Consider the following 15,675-nt stretch of genomic DNA (forward strand, 5'->3'; position numbering starts at 1 on the left):
ATTTTGCGTTTCGGAACCAAATACGTCTCTTCCCATCTGCCTTCCTGTACGATAAGACCTGTAAAACACAGATCAAGGTACAGGGAGGAATCATCACATGAAGAAATGGATCTTTGGCTTCCTGGCGTTCTTGCTGGTATTGATCGTGCCGGTAGGTCAAGGAAGCGTTCAAGCGGAAGCAAGCACCATCAAGGACAAAGCGCAGGCGCTGGCTCAAACCGTGATCGCTGATTACGATGTGACCAGCCTGCAATATGCGATTATGGACCACGGAAAAATCACGTTGTCGGATGGAGCGGGATTAGCGGATAAAGCGAAGGGAGCGCCAGTGACTCCTACTACGATGTATGGAATTGGCTCAGTTAGCAAAATGATTGTCGCTGCGGCGACGATGCAGTTGGTTGACGCCAATCTCGTTGACTTGGATGAACCGCTCACGACGTATATCAAAGACTTTAAAATGGCGGATGAACGTTATCGCCAAATTACGCCGCGCATGCTGCTAAACCACTCGTCCGGATTGTATGGGACCCACTATGAGAACAGCATGTTGTTTGATGACAACGATACTCAAAGCCATGACGAGTTGCTGCGCAAGCTGCGCTCCGAGCATTTGAAGTCCGATCCAGGCGCTTACTCGGTTTATTGTAATGACGGTTTTACGTTACTGGAGATATTGGTGGAGCGGGTCAGCGGAATGAGCTATTCCGACTACCTGAATCAACATTTCAACCAACCGTTGGGACTGGTAAATACGAAAACGCCGCTGGACACCTTTGACCGCGCGAAGCTGGCGAAAGCTTATTTTCCGGGAGTGGAAGAGGTTTTGCCAGCTGAGAATGCCAATATCCTGGGTGCGGGCGGCCTGTACTCCACCGCTGAAGAGTTAGTGAAATATGCAGAGGTGCTGATGGGTGACCGCCCCGAACTGTTGTCCAAGGCTGCAGCGAAATCGATGCAAGCCCACGAATATCGCAACGGCATCTGGGTAGAAGAAGAATCCAATGTGTTTAACTACGGATTGGGTTGGGACGCAGTGGATTTGGCTCCCTTTGGTGATTACGGCATCACCGCTTTATCGAAAGGCGGCGATACGATCGTGTATCACGCTGGACTGATCGTTTTGCCGGAACAGCACATCTCGATTTCCGTCCTTTCTTCGGGAGGAAGCTCGTTCTATAACAGTGCATTTGCCGCTAGAGTCTTACTGGAGTATTTGAATGAGAAAGGCTGGATTGACGAGATTCAACCTGACCCAACCTTCGAGGCTCCAGTAAAAGTTGAAATGCCAAAAGAGCTGCAAGCATATTCGGGGCTATACGGCATGGTCGGCGAAACGATGAAGGTGGAGATCAAGCAAGGGGAATTCGAATTACCTGCGCAAATGAGCGGGCTGATTCCGGAACAAACGTATGTATATACAGGAAATGGCCGATTTACGAGCAGCGATGGCGCCACGAATGTCAGCTTTGTGAAGGAAACCAACGGCAAAATCTATTTGAAGCTGGACACTGATTTGAACTTCCCGGGGCTTAGCCAAATGCATATGGTATCCTACGAATATCAGAAATTGGAAGCCCAACCGCTGAGCCAAACGGTGAAGGAACTATGGAAAGCCAGAGACGGCCAAACGTACTATGCGCTGGACGAAAAAATCAATTCGTTTTTTTACTTGTCCACGGCCATTATCAACAAAACGTTAGCGCTTGATCTGGATTACGGATATGCCAACGGTGCGAAGATCGTAGATGCGAATCAAGCGGTTAACGTGATGGAAATTCCAAATATGAACGGCCGGGATGCATTTGATTTCAAATTTTCGAAGTCCAGCGGCGCAGAGATTTTGGATGTAAATGGTCAAACTTACATTCGCGAGGACGGGATTCCGAACCTTTACGGCGGTAAGGAATCGAAGATCACCATTCAACCAAGCGGCCAAGCAAGATGGTTTCACATTCAGCCGTCCTTGGCCGGACGGACGATGACCGTGAACATGGAAGGTAGCGGCGGCTTCATCGTATATGACGAACAAGGGCTGATGGTCCACTCGTCGATCATTCGTAAGCAAAATTCCATTCCACTGCCGGCCGGCGGGAAGATCGTCTTTGGTGGGCAGGCAGGTGATGTATTCCGCATTCATTTAAGTAATAAGTAAATAATCCGATATGAATCCAAAAGCCGCTAGCTAAGCATATGATGCCGGGCAGCGGCTTTTTTCTATACTCAGGTGGGTTCTGGGCAGAAGCCTGGACTTAGAGTGGATAAATATTGGGCGTAACCCGGATCGAGCTTCGCCAGTTCAGCAAAATAGCTCCCGATTCCATGATTGGTAGATAATGAAGTGTCGGCGAAGTTCAAGGGATACGAGACGGGGACATGTCGGTAATAGTAGGTTTTGGCTTGTTTGGGCAGCTTGAACACAGTTGGAGGGATGTGAGTCACCGCATCAAATTCATTATGAATCCGGTAGCTGTTGGGGACGTGCTGCGAAAAGGCCTGAACGAAATCCGGGTCTCCCACGCGAGGAGAACCAAACGTAAACAGGATGGGAACCCGGTTCGTATTGACAGCGATATCCATTGCACATAGCGTGGCTAATGCGGCCCCTAGGCTGTGACCGGTGAGATATAGCGGTTTGTCTTCGGGAAGCCGACGCAGCGCGGAGTAGATCTGGCGGCGGGCGGATGCATATATCCCGGTAAATCCCTTGTGTGTGCTGCCAGCATCCTTGGCCCATTTGAATTTCTGCTGGGTTGCGATGGCATCAGCGATCCAATTGGAGGCCGAGCTTGTTCCACGGAAAGCAATGATGATCTCCTCCGGCGAATGCCAAATAAATCCGAAACGTTCCCATACTCCAATCAAAGATTTCGCTTCGAGCGTATCGTACAGCGCATAAGGAGGCGGAAGAACAAATGAACCGTCTGGATTTTTGAATTGCGCATAGGTCTGGCTGCACACCGCGGCTAAGAACATCGCACGCTGGACTTGATTCTGGTTAAGCTCCATCATCCACCCTCCTTGCGTCTTCCTGCTTTCAAATATATTAAGCGGGAGGAAGGAAGATGCTATAGTGCGCCATTGACCCGGTCTTATATAATAGGGACGACTGGAAATAACTATCGGCGGAGGACCCCATATGGACATTCAGATATCGGCCTTAAGTTCGGAGCGGCTGGAGGACTTCAAGGCGTATTGCCGGAAGCATCGTCAAGAGGTCGACGATTCCTTCCTGTATGAAGAGGATTTGACGGAATTTCAAATTCACGAAGAACACCCCACCTATATCGCTGTTAATAGGGAGGGAGAGTTGATTGGCACTGCTTCCATTATTGCTGATGCCTATCAGCGGAAAGGCCTGCAGGCGCGTTTTCGCATTTTGCATAGCGAGACGGGAGATCTGGCGGTGTATCGGCGCTTGCTTGACGAAATCGTGAAGCATGGCTAGGGCTTGGACAAGATGTTTATTTTTGTCCCGTCCGTCAATCCCGGGCTGATGGAGATCGTTCCGCAGCTTGGTTTTCAGGTGGAGCGGTACTCCTTCCTGTTGGTGAACGAGCAGATGGAGCCTGTGCCCTATGAAATTCCGAAAGGCTACAGTCTGCGCGGGTTTCGTCCCGGGGAGGACGAGGGAGCCTGGTGCGCCGTGCGGAACGCCGGCTTCTCCCAGTTAAAAGGCAGCCAGACACCGATCACACCGGATATGGCGGCGAAGTATGCCAAGGAGGCGGATTATCTGGACGGCGGGATGATCTTCTTGGTTCATGAGGGACGGCCGGTCGGCATCGTGCGCTGTTCGGACGATGAATATCTGGATGCACCGATCATGAACATCGGTTCGTTGGCGCTTCTCCCTGAATATCAGGGGAAGGGGCTGGGACGTCTGCTGCTGCGGCGGGCCATGGAGTTTGGCCGGGAAAGCGGCTATCACCGGACTATCCTGTGCGTGAATGCGGAAAATGAACGGGCGAAGGCCTTATATCTTCAAGAAGGATTCAAAGAGGTGGAATACGCCGTGAATTATCGGCTGGATCTGCGGTGTCGGTGAGCGGCGGGAGTCCGTCGATTCACTTTTTTTGTAACCGCTGTCATCAGGAGTGAACATTCATGGAAGCTGGGGGGATCGATATGAGAGAGCTTTGTCGGGTTCTGATCGTTGATGACGAGCTGTTGGTGCGGCAGGGGATTAAGCACCATCTAGATTGGGAGCAGCACGGATTTCAGATTGTCGGTGAAGCAGCCAACGGCAAAGAGGCGTTAAAGCTGGTGGAGCAGCTGTCACCGCATATCGTCATTACGGATATTGTCATGCCGGTGATGGATGGGGAGGAATTTACCCGCGTGCTGAAAGCCCGTTACCCGCAGGTCGAGGTGATTGTGCTCAGCAGCTTTGGGGAGTTCGAATATGTGCGTTCCACATTCCAGAGCGGTGTCGCGGACTACATCCTCAAGCCCAAGCTGGAGACGGAGGAGCTGTTGCAGGTACTGCAAAGAACTGCCCGCAAAATCCCCGGGCTGGCGCTCCAGGAAGCTGCGCGCGGTGACCTGCCGCTCGTCCGTTTGCTTGAACGGCTGATTGACGGATACGCGCCGGAGGAGGGGGATGTACGGCTGGCGGCAGCTTTCCCCTACGAGCGGTTCCTGCTGACCGGCACGGATGCCGGGTGGATGGCCGGGGAGCCGGAAGGGTATCTGGAGGGACTTGCGGCAGGGCTCGAGAGCCGATTACAGGAGCTGTCTGTTCCGGTGCGGCTCCAAAGTATTGTTACCGGGGACAAACGGTTGTTGATGCTGCTGAATTTTTCCGATGCCGACAGCCAGGAAGTGATTGAGGCGATTCGCGAGTACGCGCGGAACAAGGCGGAGGCGATGCCGGAGACAACGTGGGTGATCGGCAGCAAATTTGCGGAGCTAAACGATTTGGGGAGTATGTATCGGGAGGATTGGCTGAAGCTGCTGAGCTATCGGTTTTATTTTCCGGGGATAACCGTCCTACAGGCGGATGAGTTGCCCCCAGCTCGCGGTCTTCCTGCGTTCGATATGAAGGAATTACTGTCCGGGCTGAAGCGGGGGCAGGCGGAGGAAGTTTTTGCACGAATGCGAGAACTTGCCGCCGAAGCGGCCGGTTGTTACTTGCAAACGCCATTTGAATTCAAATCGTTCCTGGGGAATGCGATTTTCCATGTCACCCTTGCTGCCTTGGAGCTTCATCGTGAGGCGAAGGAATTGGATGGATTAAAATATGCTTACTTCAAAGCGATCGATGAAGCGCAGGATGCGACGGGTGCTCTGCAGGCGTTTAACGCGTTCTTAAGCGAAGTAGAATCGATCGTTGCCGCCCGCGTTCCGCTCCCCGGCGACGGTAACATGAAGCTGCTGCTCGACTATATCGACGAGCACTATGGCGAGCCGCTCACTTTAACCTCGCTTAGCCGGCATTTTCACTTTAATCCGTCGTATTTATCAAGTTATTTCTCCGCCCACAATGATGAGGGGTTCAGCGAATATTTGAACCGGGTTCGGATTGCCAAGGCGATGGAACTGCTGCGTTCAGATGGATTGCCGATCTCGGAAATCGGCAGCCGCGTCGGTTATTCGGACCCGAGTTATTTCACCAAAGTGTTCAAAAAACATACGGGATTGTCGCCGCGGGAATACCGGCGGCAGCAGCTCGCCAAGAGGGGATGACGGATGAAGTTGATCGAAAAATTTCGCCGCAGCCGTCTGATTTCCAAACTGTTCATCGTCATGACCGTCAGCATCGTTGCCGTGTGTCTGCTCACCTCGTTGATCACCATCCGCATGGCGGAGCGGCTGTTCGCTGAGACGTTCAGTATCACCAACGGGAAGGTATTAAATCAGATCAATACTGGACTGGAATCATTTAACGATTCCGTCGTTAACGCCGTCACGTTTGCCTCGCAAAGCGGTTCGGTGAAGACGTATCTCACCGGCGGGGATACGAATTCGGTGGCGATGTCGAAGGTTTACTACCGCATGGCGGAGCAGATGGAGCAAATCTCGTCCAATCTGGGGGCATATGATGTTGCCGTCACCATTATCGGGGTTAATGGGCGCAGCTATTCCACCGATCCGAATTATTGGCCAGCGTCGCCGCAGGATCTTGCCGATGATCCGTTAACCCGCCAAGCTGCCGCCGAGCCGCTGCGAGTGCTGTACCAATACGATGAGCGGGACGGGAAAGCGGGCAAGGAACGGTTTATTGTGGCTACGAAAGCGTTGGTCGACCGAACCGGCGGGCTTAGTTACGGGATGCTCTATATCGCGATACGGGAGTCAGAGTTTCGGCGTTTTTTTGCCAACTTTACCAGCAACGGCAACGATGTCTTGGTACTCGATCCTTCTGGGGTTGTGGTCTCCAGCAACCGCACGGAGCTGATCGGCGGCAAGTCGCCGGAGCTGCTACGCGATGTGGAGACGCTGAAGCGCGACCAGCTTGATTATTTAAACGGTACAGCGTTTGGTCAAGATGCCATCATTCTGGCGAATGAGCTCCTGCCTTATCATTTCTATCTAGTGAATCTGATCGACCGGCAGTACACCGCCGGGCAGATCATGAACATCCGCCAACTGGCGCTGATCTGCTTGACCATCATCGGCGCGGCGCTGCTCGTCGTGTTTGTCATCTCTCGCCGGTTGACGCTTTCGTTAACCCGTCTGGTTCGGCTGATGTCGACCATCACAAAGAAGGATTTCCGCAATTATATCGCTGTCAGCGGCAGTTATGAGGTAAGAGAGCTGAGCAAGGCGTTTAACTACATGCTGGACGAACTGAACGATTACGTGCACCGGCTGCTGGAGACGCAGAAGGAGCAGCGGAACGCCGAGCTCGCCGCATTGCAGCGGCAAATCAACCCGCATTTTCTTTACAATACACTCGCTTCGATCAAGCTGTTGGTGCAGAAGGGCAATAAGGAGACGGCCGCCGAGACGATTAATGCGCTGATCTCCCTGCTGCAAAATACGATCAGCAATGCCAACGAAACGATCACGATCGAGCAGGAACTGGAGAACTTGAAAAACTACGTATTTATTAAACAAGTCCGGTACGGCGACCGAATCAAGGTAAGCTATTTCGTGTCGCCTGACTGTATGCATTGCAAGGTCCCGAAGCTGATGCTTCAGCCGTTTATCGAAAACGCCTTTTTCCATGCGTTTAACGTCAAAACCGAAGGGACGATCTACATCCTGATCTCGAGAACAGAGCACACGCTTGTGTGCGAAGTGGCAGACAACGGGGACGGGATGGAAAATGGCGGACAAGAACTAATGCTGGAGCAGCACACTTCTGACGAATCAGTTTCGGGTACTTCCAAGGGGCGGAGACGGAAGCCTGCGGGTATCGGTATTCAGAACGTTAATCACCGAATCAAGCTGTTGTACGGAGAGTCCTATGGTGTACAGATCTCCAGTGTTAAAGGGCAAGGGACGCAAATTCGCATTGTGCTCCCGTTAATGGAGGAAACGGACGTTACCGGGGATGCGGTCTAAAGATTTTTCCATTTTCCAAAAAAAAGACCACTGCCGCGAAAGCCCCTCCTTCACACGGACAAGAAAATCACCAAACCACACAAAGATATTCCTAACGGCCGGTTCAACCGCAATGCTATCCTAAAAGCGAGTAAAAGGAAGCGCTTACTTACGGGTTGAAAGCGCTGCCCATCATTAAACACGAGGGGGATGAACCGAAATGAGAAAAAGCTTGATTGTGCTGCTAGCCAGTTTACTGCTAACGCTGGTGGTGTCTGCTTGTTCCGGAGGTTCCGGAACTTCAGGAAACGGTGGGAACGCGGCAAATCCAGGTAATTCAGCCGATTCGAGTGCAGGAGACGGCGGGGGAGCGTCGCAAGGCAGCCAGGAAATCACGGTTTGGGCTTGGGATCCCAACTTCAACATTGCGGCATTGAACCTGGCCAAAGAACGCTATGAAGCGAAGCATCCCGACGTGAAGGTGAACATCGTAGAATATGCGCAGGACGATATCGTGCAGAAGCTGAACACCGGGCTCAATTCGGGAACAACCAAAGGACTGCCCAATATTGTGCTGATTGAAGACTACCGGGCGCAAAACTTCCTGCAGGCTTATCCGGATGCATTCCGCGATATGTCTGATGTGATCAAAGCAGAGGATTTCGCCGAGTACAAAATCGGGCCAACCAGCTATAACGGCAAGCAATACGGCGTTCCGTTCGATTCCGGAGCAACAGGGCTGTATGTGCGGACGGATTACCTGGAGCAGGCAGGTTATACCTTGGACGATGTAACGAACATCAATTGGAACCAATATATCGAAATCGGCAAGAAGATCAAGGAAGTTACCGGCAAAGATATGCTGACTCAAGATCCCAATGACCTCGGGTTAATTCGGGTGATGGCGCAGTCAGCAGGAGAGTGGTATCTGAAGGAGGACGGCAAAACGCCAAACTTGGCGGACAATCCGGTAATCAAGGAAGCGCTGGAAACGTACAAAGCGATGTTTGATGCGAATATCGTTAAGATGAATTCGGACTGGAGCCAATTCCTGGCGGCCTTTAACAACGGAGATGTCGCGACCGTGCCTACAGGTAACTGGATTACGCCGTCCGTGAAAGCCGAGGCCTCCCAATCCGGCAAATGGGCGGTTGTCCCAACGCCGAAACTCGCGGGCAGCGCCAATTCCGTGAACGCCTCGAGCCTTGGCGGCAGTTCATGGTATGTCATGAACCTGGACGGTCAGGACGCGGCAGCGAATTTCCTCGCGGAAACGTTTGGTTCGGACAGCGAATTCTACTCCCTGCTGCTGGAGAAGATCGGTGCGATTGGTTCGCTGAAGGCAGCCTCCAGCGGTTCTGCTTATGATAAAGCCGATGATTTCTTTGGCGGCCAGAAGATTTATGCAGATTTCGCGAAGTGGACGGAAGAAGTGCCTAAGGTCAATTACGGGCTGCACACCTATGCGATTGAGGACATTCTGGTCATCGAAGTCCAAAATTACTTAAACGGCAAAGATGTGGACAGCGTCATGCGCGACGCTCAAGCTCAGGCTGAATCCCAGCTGCAATAAGCGAAGCGAAAGGAACTAATGAAACCTTGGGCTGTTCCCAGTTCCAAGGTTTCACTGGTTCTGAGGCGGCCTTGCGGACTACAAAGTGAAGGAGATGAAATCAATGAGAGCATCCGGGCCTGCACTTCGCTTGCGCTGGAAAACATCGATTGTCGGTTGGTCTTTTGTCCTTGTTGCGGTGCTGATGATCGCTTGGTTTTATTTCTATCCGATGATCCAAGCTTTCATCCTGTCGCTGCAAACCGGCACCGGTTCGAACCTGACCTATCACGGGCTGGGGAATTACCGGCGGTTGTTTACAGACTCCATGTTCCTGACCGCGGTCAAAAATACGTTGATTTACCTGGTTGTTCAGGTGCCGATCATGGTGTTGTTGGCTTTGGTGCTGTCCGTCGTGCTAAATGACCGAAATTTGAAGTGGAAAGGCTTCTTCCGCACGGCGATTTTCCTGCCTTGCATCACGTCACTGGTCGCATACTCGGTCATTTTCAAATATCTGTTTGCAGGCGACGGGTTAGTGAATCTGATGCTGCTGCATTTGCACCTCATATCCGAACCGCTCCCCTGGATCACCGACCCGTTCTGGGCGAAGGTGACGATCATTATCGCGATCACTTGGCGGTGGACCGGATATAACATGATTTTTTACCTATCAGGGATTCAAAATATCGAGCCGACAATTTACGAAGCGGCCAAAATCGACGGGGCGTCGGCGGTGACGCAGTTTTTCCGGATTACGATTCCGCTCCTGAAACCGATCATCTTGTTTACTTCAATCACTTCGACCATCGGCACGTTGCAGTTGTTCGACGAAGTGATGAATATTACGCAGGGCGGACCTGGGAACGCCAGCTCTACGATCTCGCAGTATATCTACAATCTTTCGTTTAAATACTCGGCAAATTTCGGGTATGCGGCAACGGTGTCGTATTCCATTGTCGTGATGATCATACTCTTATCCATCATCCAGTTTAAAGTGGCAGGTGATCGCGATGCTTAGAGCGACCAAACGATTTTCGATGTATGCCTTCCTTGCTGTGGCGGCGTTTGTCTCGATTTTTCCGTTTCTATGGATCATCGTGAGCTCAACGAACCCGTCGGTGGACGTCACCCGGGGCAAGCTGCTGCCAGGCTCCCATTTTATGGCGAACCTGCGCAACCTGATGGATTCGGTGGATATGCTGAATGCGCTTAAAAATTCGCTGGTCGTCTCCGTCTCCACGACGCTGCTGGCCTTGCTGATCGCTTCATTGGCGGGGTATGGCTTCGAGATTTACCGCAGTAAAGCGAAGGACATCGTATTTAATGTACTGCTGCTGTCGATGATGTTGCCCTTTGCAGCTTTGATGGTGCCGCTTTATCGCATGTTCGGCCGCATTACCAATCTGTTGCCCTTGATCGGCATCGATACGCTGGCCGCGGTAGTGCTGCCAACCATGACGACGGCGTTTCTGATTTTCTTCTTCCGCCAGAGCACCAAGATGTTCCCGAAGGAACTGTTGGAAGCCGGCCGAATAGACGGTTTATCCGAGCTGGGGATGTTCTTCCGGGTTTATGTGCCTACGATGAAAACGACGTATGCGGCAGCGGCGATCATTACGTTTATGAGCAGCTGGAACAACTATATGTGGCCGCTGATCATACTGCAGACGCCGCAGAAGCAGACGGTGCCGCTGCTGATCTCGACGCTGGGTTCCAGCTACTCACCGGATTACGGACTGATCATGCTGGCGATCGTTATTTCAACGCTTCCGACGGCCATTGTATTCTTCGTGATGCAGAAGCATTTTGTGGCCGGGATGATCGGGTCGGTCAAATAATTGAGAGACTCGCCATTAGTGATAAGTTGGCAGCCAATCGCCATGCGCTTCGATTAAGTCATCGCACAATGCGATAATATCATCGATGGACAACTCGGCGGACGTGTGGGGATCGAGCATGGCAGCATGGTAGATATGCTCCCTCTTACGGGTAATCGCCGCTTCGATCGTCAAGAGCTGGGTGTTGATGTTCGTCCGGTTTAACGCAGCGCATTGCGGCGGCAGATTTCCTACATAGGTAGGCGTTACGCCGCTGGCATCCACAAGGCAAGGAACTTCTACGCACGCTTCGGATGGCAGGTTCGGGATCAGCCCTGTGTTCATGACGTTGCCCCCGATCTTGAACGGAACATTGGTTTCAATGGCTTCCATGATGTACGAAGCGTACTCGTGCGTGCGTTCATGCTTCAGCTCCCGGTTGTTCACGAGCTCTTCGCGCATGCGCTCCCAATTCGAGATTTGCTCGACACAGCGGCGCGGGTATTCATCCAGCGGGATTTGGAAACGATCGATCAGTTCAGGGTAATTTCGTTTGATGAAATAGGGATGATATTCAGCGTTATGCTCCGACGATTCGGTCACGTAGTAACCAAATTTCAACATTAATTCGAAACGGACCATATCATGATGCGGCTGCTTTTGCTTCTCTGCCGCAAGCCGTTTGATTTCGGGATAGAGGTCAACGCCGTCCCGGGTGACTTCGAGCAGCCAAGCCATGTGGTTGATGCCTGCGATTTTTGCCTGAACCCCGGTTGCGTCCAGCCCCAGGCTGTCGAACAATCCCGGAACACAAACCTGCACGCTGTGGCAGAGACCCACGGTACGAACCTGGCCATATGTATTCATGACGTTGGTCAACACGGCCATCGGGTTCGTGTAGTTAAGGAACAAGGCGTCTGGACACACTTCTCGGATATCTGCGGCAAAGTCGAGCATCACCGGAATGGTCCGCAGGTTGCGGAAGATACCGCCGATCCCCACTGTATCGGCGATCGTTTGGCGCAGCCCGTATTTCTTCGGAATCTCGAAATCCGTAATCGTACATGGATCGTATCCGCCGACTTGGATGGCGTTGATCACGTATTTCGCACCTCTCAGCGCTTCCTTCCGATCGGTGTAGGCTTTGACGACACACGTGCTGCCGCTGCTATGCTTCAAATTGGTTAGCATGTTCTCGGAATCTTTGAGGCGTTGCAGATCAATATCGTACAAAGCCAGCTCGAAGCCTTGCAACGCGGGAGTCAACATACAATCGCCTAGTACGTTTTTTGCGAATACTGTACTTCCAGCCCCGATAAATGTAATTTTGGACATGTTTGATCTCCTCCTTTATCCTCCTCAATATAGCTTTCCGGCTGATGGAAAGGTATGGAGGAATGAAAGGGAAGTATGGAGGAATGTTGTATTTTGGTCTGCCATCCCTTACGCTAGGGAGAGCAGGCCACTATGCGTTCAGGAGGTTGTGAGGATTGTTTCCCGATCACGACTTGTTTGAAGTCCAGATGAACCCCGATGACCGAGAGCGGGATATCACGATTTTGTTTAGCGGACAAGGGCGGCCGCACCCGAACCATCGCATTGGGCCGTCCGTGCATGACTATTTTTTGCTGCATACGGTGTTTGAAGGGAAGGGGATGTTTACCTGGGGAGGACGGGAATACCCCTGCCAGAAAGGGGATACCTTTGTCATTTTTCCCGAGGGACTGTTCACTTACGAGGCAGATTCGCGGGATCCGTGGCATTACGCATGGGTTGCGTTAAGAGGACCGGGGGTCCTTCGGCAGTTGGCGGATGTTGGCATTACACCGGATAAACCGGTGGTAAGTTCTGAAGAGCCGGAGGAACTACGGGAGTTATACGCTCGGCTGCGATCATCGTTTCGTCAAAGCGACCCTCCGCATTTGGAGAGTCTTGAGGCAGCGGGCTGGATGACGCTGCTGCTGCATCATTTCGGAAGGGTGAATCGGGAGCACCTGCCTCGTAACGCAGCGAAAGAGCCAACGATGATCGACCGGCAGGTAGAGCAGGCGATCCGCTGGTTCCAGCTGCAGTATCCGCAGCAGATCGGTATTGAAGAGCTGGCGCGCAATTTAGGTTACCATCGCGCCCATCTGTTCAGCGCCTTCAAGGCCCGGACAGGACTGTCACCGAAGCAGTACTTAACGAAGGTCAGGATCGAGAAAGCGAAGGAGCTGCTCACCGGCCCGTTAACCATTGACCAAATCGCTTCCTCCGTAGGTTTTAACGATGCGTTATACTTCTCGCGGCTATTTAAGAAATCCACGGGTATGTCCCCTAGTGAATATCGCAGCAGGAGTGGAAGGGGATAGGAGGACAGCGCTCAGAAACATGCAAAAGGCGCTGTGTGCAAACAACGCCTTTTGCGTGATGTTCTAATCCCCTGACCAGCGCTGCAGCACCATCAAGGCGGCTCCTGTGGCTACGGCGGATTCGGTTAGCTGCCCTTGGGTGAAGAGCGGATTATACTGAGGGTAATGGTACGCATTCTGCTTGGCGACCTCCACCGCAGTATCGAAGACGAGCGGGTGCGCGTTGATCAGCGGGCCGCCCAATACAACATATTCAGGGTGTAACGCATTAATCAGATTCGCCAGCCCGGTTCCGAGGCAGACCGCCGTCTCCTGAAATTGTTCCTTAACCAGTGGATCATCCTGCGACAACGCGTCAACCAGAGTCGCGAAGTTGATCTGCTCCGGGGCTAGGCTGGACAAGACGCTGTTGCGGCCGCTCTTCAGCTCTGCACGTACCCGATCTTCCAGCGCAGGCACGGACACGAAAGCCTCCAAGGCACCGGAGTTGCCTTTATTGCGGAGCTTGGGTCCGTTCATCTGAATGATCATTTGTCCAATCGCTCCCTCGGTATCGGCGGCGCCCCGAAGAATCCGGCCTTCTGACATAGCGGCGGACCGGATATTCACGCCGACGTGTACGTAAAGCGCATGGCGGATCGTGTCCGAGCGCAGGGCCCAGTGTTCGCCGATCAGCGCGGTGTTGGCGCCGTTATCTAGCTGGGCCGGGATACCCAATCTCTCTTCAAGCATGGCACAGATCGGGACGTGGCGCCAGGACGGCGCGGGGAACCACTCCGGTTCGAGGATGATGCCATTCTGATGATCCAACGGGCCTACCGCCCCGATGCCCAGGCCCAGTACGTCGGCGGATGTGATGCCATGCTCATGAAGAAACCTTTTGGCCGTATCGGTAACAAGGTCGGCCAGCACCTCCGGTGTCATGTGTTCATCCATTTTCCAACGAGCCAACGACAACGGGGTCAAATGCATATCATACAAACCGAGAACCGAGTAAATTCGGGAAATCTCCAACCCTAAGATATACCGGTACTTCGGATTGGTTTGGAACAAGATTGGCTTGCGGCCGCCGGTCGAGTTCCCCAGCCCGGAAATGACGAGCAACCCCCGGTTGGTCATCTCCTCCAGGAACCGCGTCATGCTGCTGGGGGTGAGTGAAAATTCGTTCATTAAATCGGCTTTGGAGACGGTGCCGAGAAATGAGATTCGGTCATAAATCTGTTTCTTAATAGAAGGATTGGAATGAGTCAACATTGATTAAGGTCTCCATTTCCAAGTTCATACTGCGGGATATTTTTAGGTATCAAATATAAAGTATAAAGGGAGTTGGAGTGTAAAACCAGCCCCTCTGAACCGTTATCGGACGTTCGGACTAGAGAATTTTTGGTTGACTCTTTGGAAAATAAGTGATAATATAATTTCTGTTGCTGCAAATAATGCATCAACCCAAATATGCGGTCGTGGCGGAATTGGCAGACGCGCACGGTTCAGGTCCGTGTGGGCTAACCCCCCGTGGAGGTTCGAGTCCTCTCGACCGCATCACTTCATCAATGACAGGCTCCTGATCTGCTGTTTCTAGCAGAGCAGGAGCCTTTTTGAACATTATAGAATTTATAAGTTTTGGGGTGGAGGCAGGTCTTCCGCCTTATTTCTGTTTTTGATAAGGTTAGGATATGGAGACGAACATCTTGAAACGCATCTTTTTTGAACATTATAGAATTTATAAGTTTTGGGGTGGAGGCAGGTCTTCCGCCTTATTTCTGTTTTTGATAAGGTTAGGATATGGAGACGAACATCTTGAAACGCATCTTTTTTGATGAGCGAGGGCACTGGGATCGGTTTGTGGCAAAACATGGCGGCAAGCTGCGTGCCAATGTACGGAAGGAAGTAGAGAAGTTCCGTCGATGCGGGGATCCCCGAAACGGATTTAAGCTGCTGGTATGTGAAGGATGTCATGACCTGCGGCTTGTTCCGTATCGCTGTAAAGGAAGATTCTGTACGACCTGTTCATGCGGAGAAACAGAGGAATGGGCACGTCTACTGGAACAAGATGTATTCCAAGTCAACCATCGTCATGTCGTCTTCACGATTGACGAAGGATTGCGGGAAATCTTTCTGCTTCATCGGGCAAAATTGCTCAAAGAATTTATGGATGAAGCGGTGCGCTTAGTCAAAGAACATTTTGAGAAGAAACATAAGGTAACTCCCGGAATCATAGCCGGATTGCATACGTTTGGGGCACGGCTTAACTTCAATCCTCATGTACATATGCTTGTAACGATGGGAGGAATGAAGAAGACCGGCGAGTGGAAAACATACGATTTTATTCCGTTCGAAATGCTGCGTAAGCAATGGCAGACGGTTGTTTTGAAGCTGATTCGACGAAAGTTAAGTGAACAAGAGAAGAAGCAAGTGCAGTCCCGTTTGCAAAAAGCTTACTGCGAGAACGGAGAAGGCTTTT

General features: G+C 51.9%; 13 protein-coding genes and 1 tRNA gene. 11 read left to right on the plus strand and 3 right to left on the minus strand.

Annotated features, from left to right (window positions below):
• Positions 1–97: 97 nt before the first annotated feature.
• Positions 98–2,155 carry a serine hydrolase domain-containing protein gene (locus RW092_RS06985; RefSeq protein ID WP_316009868.1) on the plus strand — a complete coding sequence of 686 codons (2,058 nt, stop codon included), beginning with the start codon at positions 98–100 and terminating at the stop codon, positions 2,153–2,155.
• A gap of 68 nt (positions 2,156–2,223) precedes the next feature.
• Here the strand turns inward: RW092_RS06985 and RW092_RS06990 are convergent, their stop codons facing one another.
• Positions 2,224–3,009 (minus strand): lipase family protein, encoded by a 786-nt coding sequence (locus tag RW092_RS06990; RefSeq protein ID WP_316009869.1) that lies wholly within the window; start codon positions 3,007–3,009, stop codon positions 2,224–2,226.
• Between the two features lie 130 nt (positions 3,010–3,139).
• Between RW092_RS06990 and RW092_RS06995 the strand changes: the two genes are divergently transcribed.
• From RW092_RS06995 to RW092_RS07025, 7 genes are all read left to right on the plus strand, one after another.
• A complete protein-coding gene (locus tag RW092_RS06995) occupies positions 3,140–3,448 on the plus strand; it encodes a hypothetical protein (protein WP_316009870.1) in 309 nt (102 codons plus the stop codon).
• A 12-nt stretch (positions 3,449–3,460) separates the two neighbouring features.
• Positions 3,461–4,048: a GNAT family N-acetyltransferase gene (locus RW092_RS07000; protein WP_316009871.1), complete on the plus strand. Its 588-nt coding sequence runs from the start codon at positions 3,461–3,463 to the stop codon at positions 4,046–4,048.
• 59 nt (positions 4,049–4,107) lie between these two features.
• Positions 4,108–5,688 (plus strand): response regulator, encoded by a 1,581-nt coding sequence (locus RW092_RS07005; RefSeq protein ID WP_316009872.1) that lies wholly within the window; start codon positions 4,108–4,110, stop codon positions 5,686–5,688.
• Positions 5,689–5,691: 3 nt separating this feature from the next.
• Entirely contained in the window at positions 5,692–7,512 is a 1,821-nt protein-coding gene (locus RW092_RS07010) for a cache domain-containing sensor histidine kinase (protein ID WP_316009873.1), read from the plus strand.
• A 199-nt stretch (positions 7,513–7,711) separates the two neighbouring features.
• The gene (locus RW092_RS07015; protein WP_316009874.1) at positions 7,712–9,064 is read left to right on the plus strand and encodes an ABC transporter substrate-binding protein; all 1,353 of its coding nucleotides are present in this window, start codon (positions 7,712–7,714) and stop codon (positions 9,062–9,064) included.
• A gap of 103 nt (positions 9,065–9,167) precedes the next feature.
• Positions 9,168–10,064, plus strand: coding sequence for a carbohydrate ABC transporter permease (locus RW092_RS07020; RefSeq protein WP_316009875.1), 897 nt, complete (start codon positions 9,168–9,170; stop codon positions 10,062–10,064).
• Positions 10,057–10,884 (plus strand): carbohydrate ABC transporter permease, encoded by an 828-nt coding sequence (locus RW092_RS07025; protein WP_316009876.1) that lies wholly within the window; start codon positions 10,057–10,059, stop codon positions 10,882–10,884. Before RW092_RS07020 ends, RW092_RS07025 begins: the two co-directional genes overlap by 8 nt.
• Positions 10,885–10,899: 15 nt before the next feature.
• On the opposite strand, the gene melA is transcribed toward RW092_RS07025, so the two are convergent.
• The gene (melA, locus tag RW092_RS07030) at positions 10,900–12,198 is read right to left on the minus strand and encodes an alpha-glucosidase/alpha-galactosidase (protein WP_016312688.1); all 1,299 of its coding nucleotides are present in this window, start codon (positions 12,196–12,198) and stop codon (positions 10,900–10,902) included.
• Between the two features lie 155 nt (positions 12,199–12,353).
• Here melA and RW092_RS07035 point away from each other — a divergent pair, with 155 nt between their 5' ends.
• The gene (locus RW092_RS07035) at positions 12,354–13,214 is read left to right on the plus strand and encodes a helix-turn-helix transcriptional regulator (RefSeq protein WP_016312687.1); all 861 of its coding nucleotides are present in this window, start codon (positions 12,354–12,356) and stop codon (positions 13,212–13,214) included.
• 63 nt (positions 13,215–13,277) lie between these two features.
• Here RW092_RS07035 and RW092_RS07040 read toward each other — a convergent pair whose 3' ends face one another.
• Positions 13,278–14,468 (minus strand): ROK family protein, encoded by a 1,191-nt coding sequence (locus RW092_RS07040; protein ID WP_016312686.1) that lies wholly within the window; start codon positions 14,466–14,468, stop codon positions 13,278–13,280.
• 200 nt (positions 14,469–14,668) lie between these two features.
• Here RW092_RS07040 and RW092_RS07045 point away from each other — a divergent pair.
• Positions 14,669–14,753, plus strand: a tRNA-Leu gene (locus RW092_RS07045).
• A 243-nt stretch (positions 14,754–14,996) separates the two neighbouring features.
• Positions 14,997–15,675 (plus strand): IS91 family transposase (locus tag RW092_RS07050; RefSeq protein ID WP_486187849.1); only part of this gene is annotated, 679 nt, incomplete at its 3' end.

Origin of the sequence: Paenibacillus sp. 3LSP, from assembly GCF_032465655.1 — a bacterium.
Taxonomy (GTDB): Bacteria; Bacillota; Bacilli; order Paenibacillales; family Paenibacillaceae; genus Fontibacillus; species Fontibacillus barengoltzii.

Bases quoted from the DNA above. Each gene is read 5' to 3' on its own strand.
- RW092_RS07020 (WP_316009875.1), top strand. From the start codon at position 9,168: ATGAGAGCATCCGGGCCTGCACTTCGCTTGCGCTGGAAAACATCGATT.
- RW092_RS07015 (WP_316009874.1), top strand. From the start codon at position 7,712: ATGAGAAAAAGCTTGATTGTGCTGCTAGCCAGTTTACTGCTAACGCTG.
- RW092_RS07010 (WP_316009873.1), top strand. From the start codon at position 5,692: ATGAAGTTGATCGAAAAATTTCGCCGCAGCCGTCTGATTTCCAAACTG.
- RW092_RS07040 (WP_016312686.1), bottom strand. From the start codon at position 14,468: ATGTTGACTCATTCCAATCCTTCTATTAAGAAACAGATTTATGACCGA.
- RW092_RS07005 (WP_316009872.1), top strand. From the start codon at position 4,108: ATGGAAGCTGGGGGGATCGATATGAGAGAGCTTTGTCGGGTTCTGATC.
- RW092_RS06990 (WP_316009869.1), bottom strand. From the start codon at position 3,009: ATGGAGCTTAACCAGAATCAAGTCCAGCGTGCGATGTTCTTAGCCGCG.
- RW092_RS07025 (WP_316009876.1), top strand. From the start codon at position 10,057: ATGCTTAGAGCGACCAAACGATTTTCGATGTATGCCTTCCTTGCTGTG.
- RW092_RS06985 (WP_316009868.1), top strand. From the start codon at position 98: ATGAAGAAATGGATCTTTGGCTTCCTGGCGTTCTTGCTGGTATTGATC.
- RW092_RS06995 (WP_316009870.1), top strand. From the start codon at position 3,140: ATGGACATTCAGATATCGGCCTTAAGTTCGGAGCGGCTGGAGGACTTC.
- RW092_RS07000 (WP_316009871.1), top strand. From the start codon at position 3,461: ATGTTTATTTTTGTCCCGTCCGTCAATCCCGGGCTGATGGAGATCGTT.
- melA (WP_016312688.1), bottom strand. From the start codon at position 12,198: ATGTCCAAAATTACATTTATCGGGGCTGGAAGTACAGTATTCGCAAAA.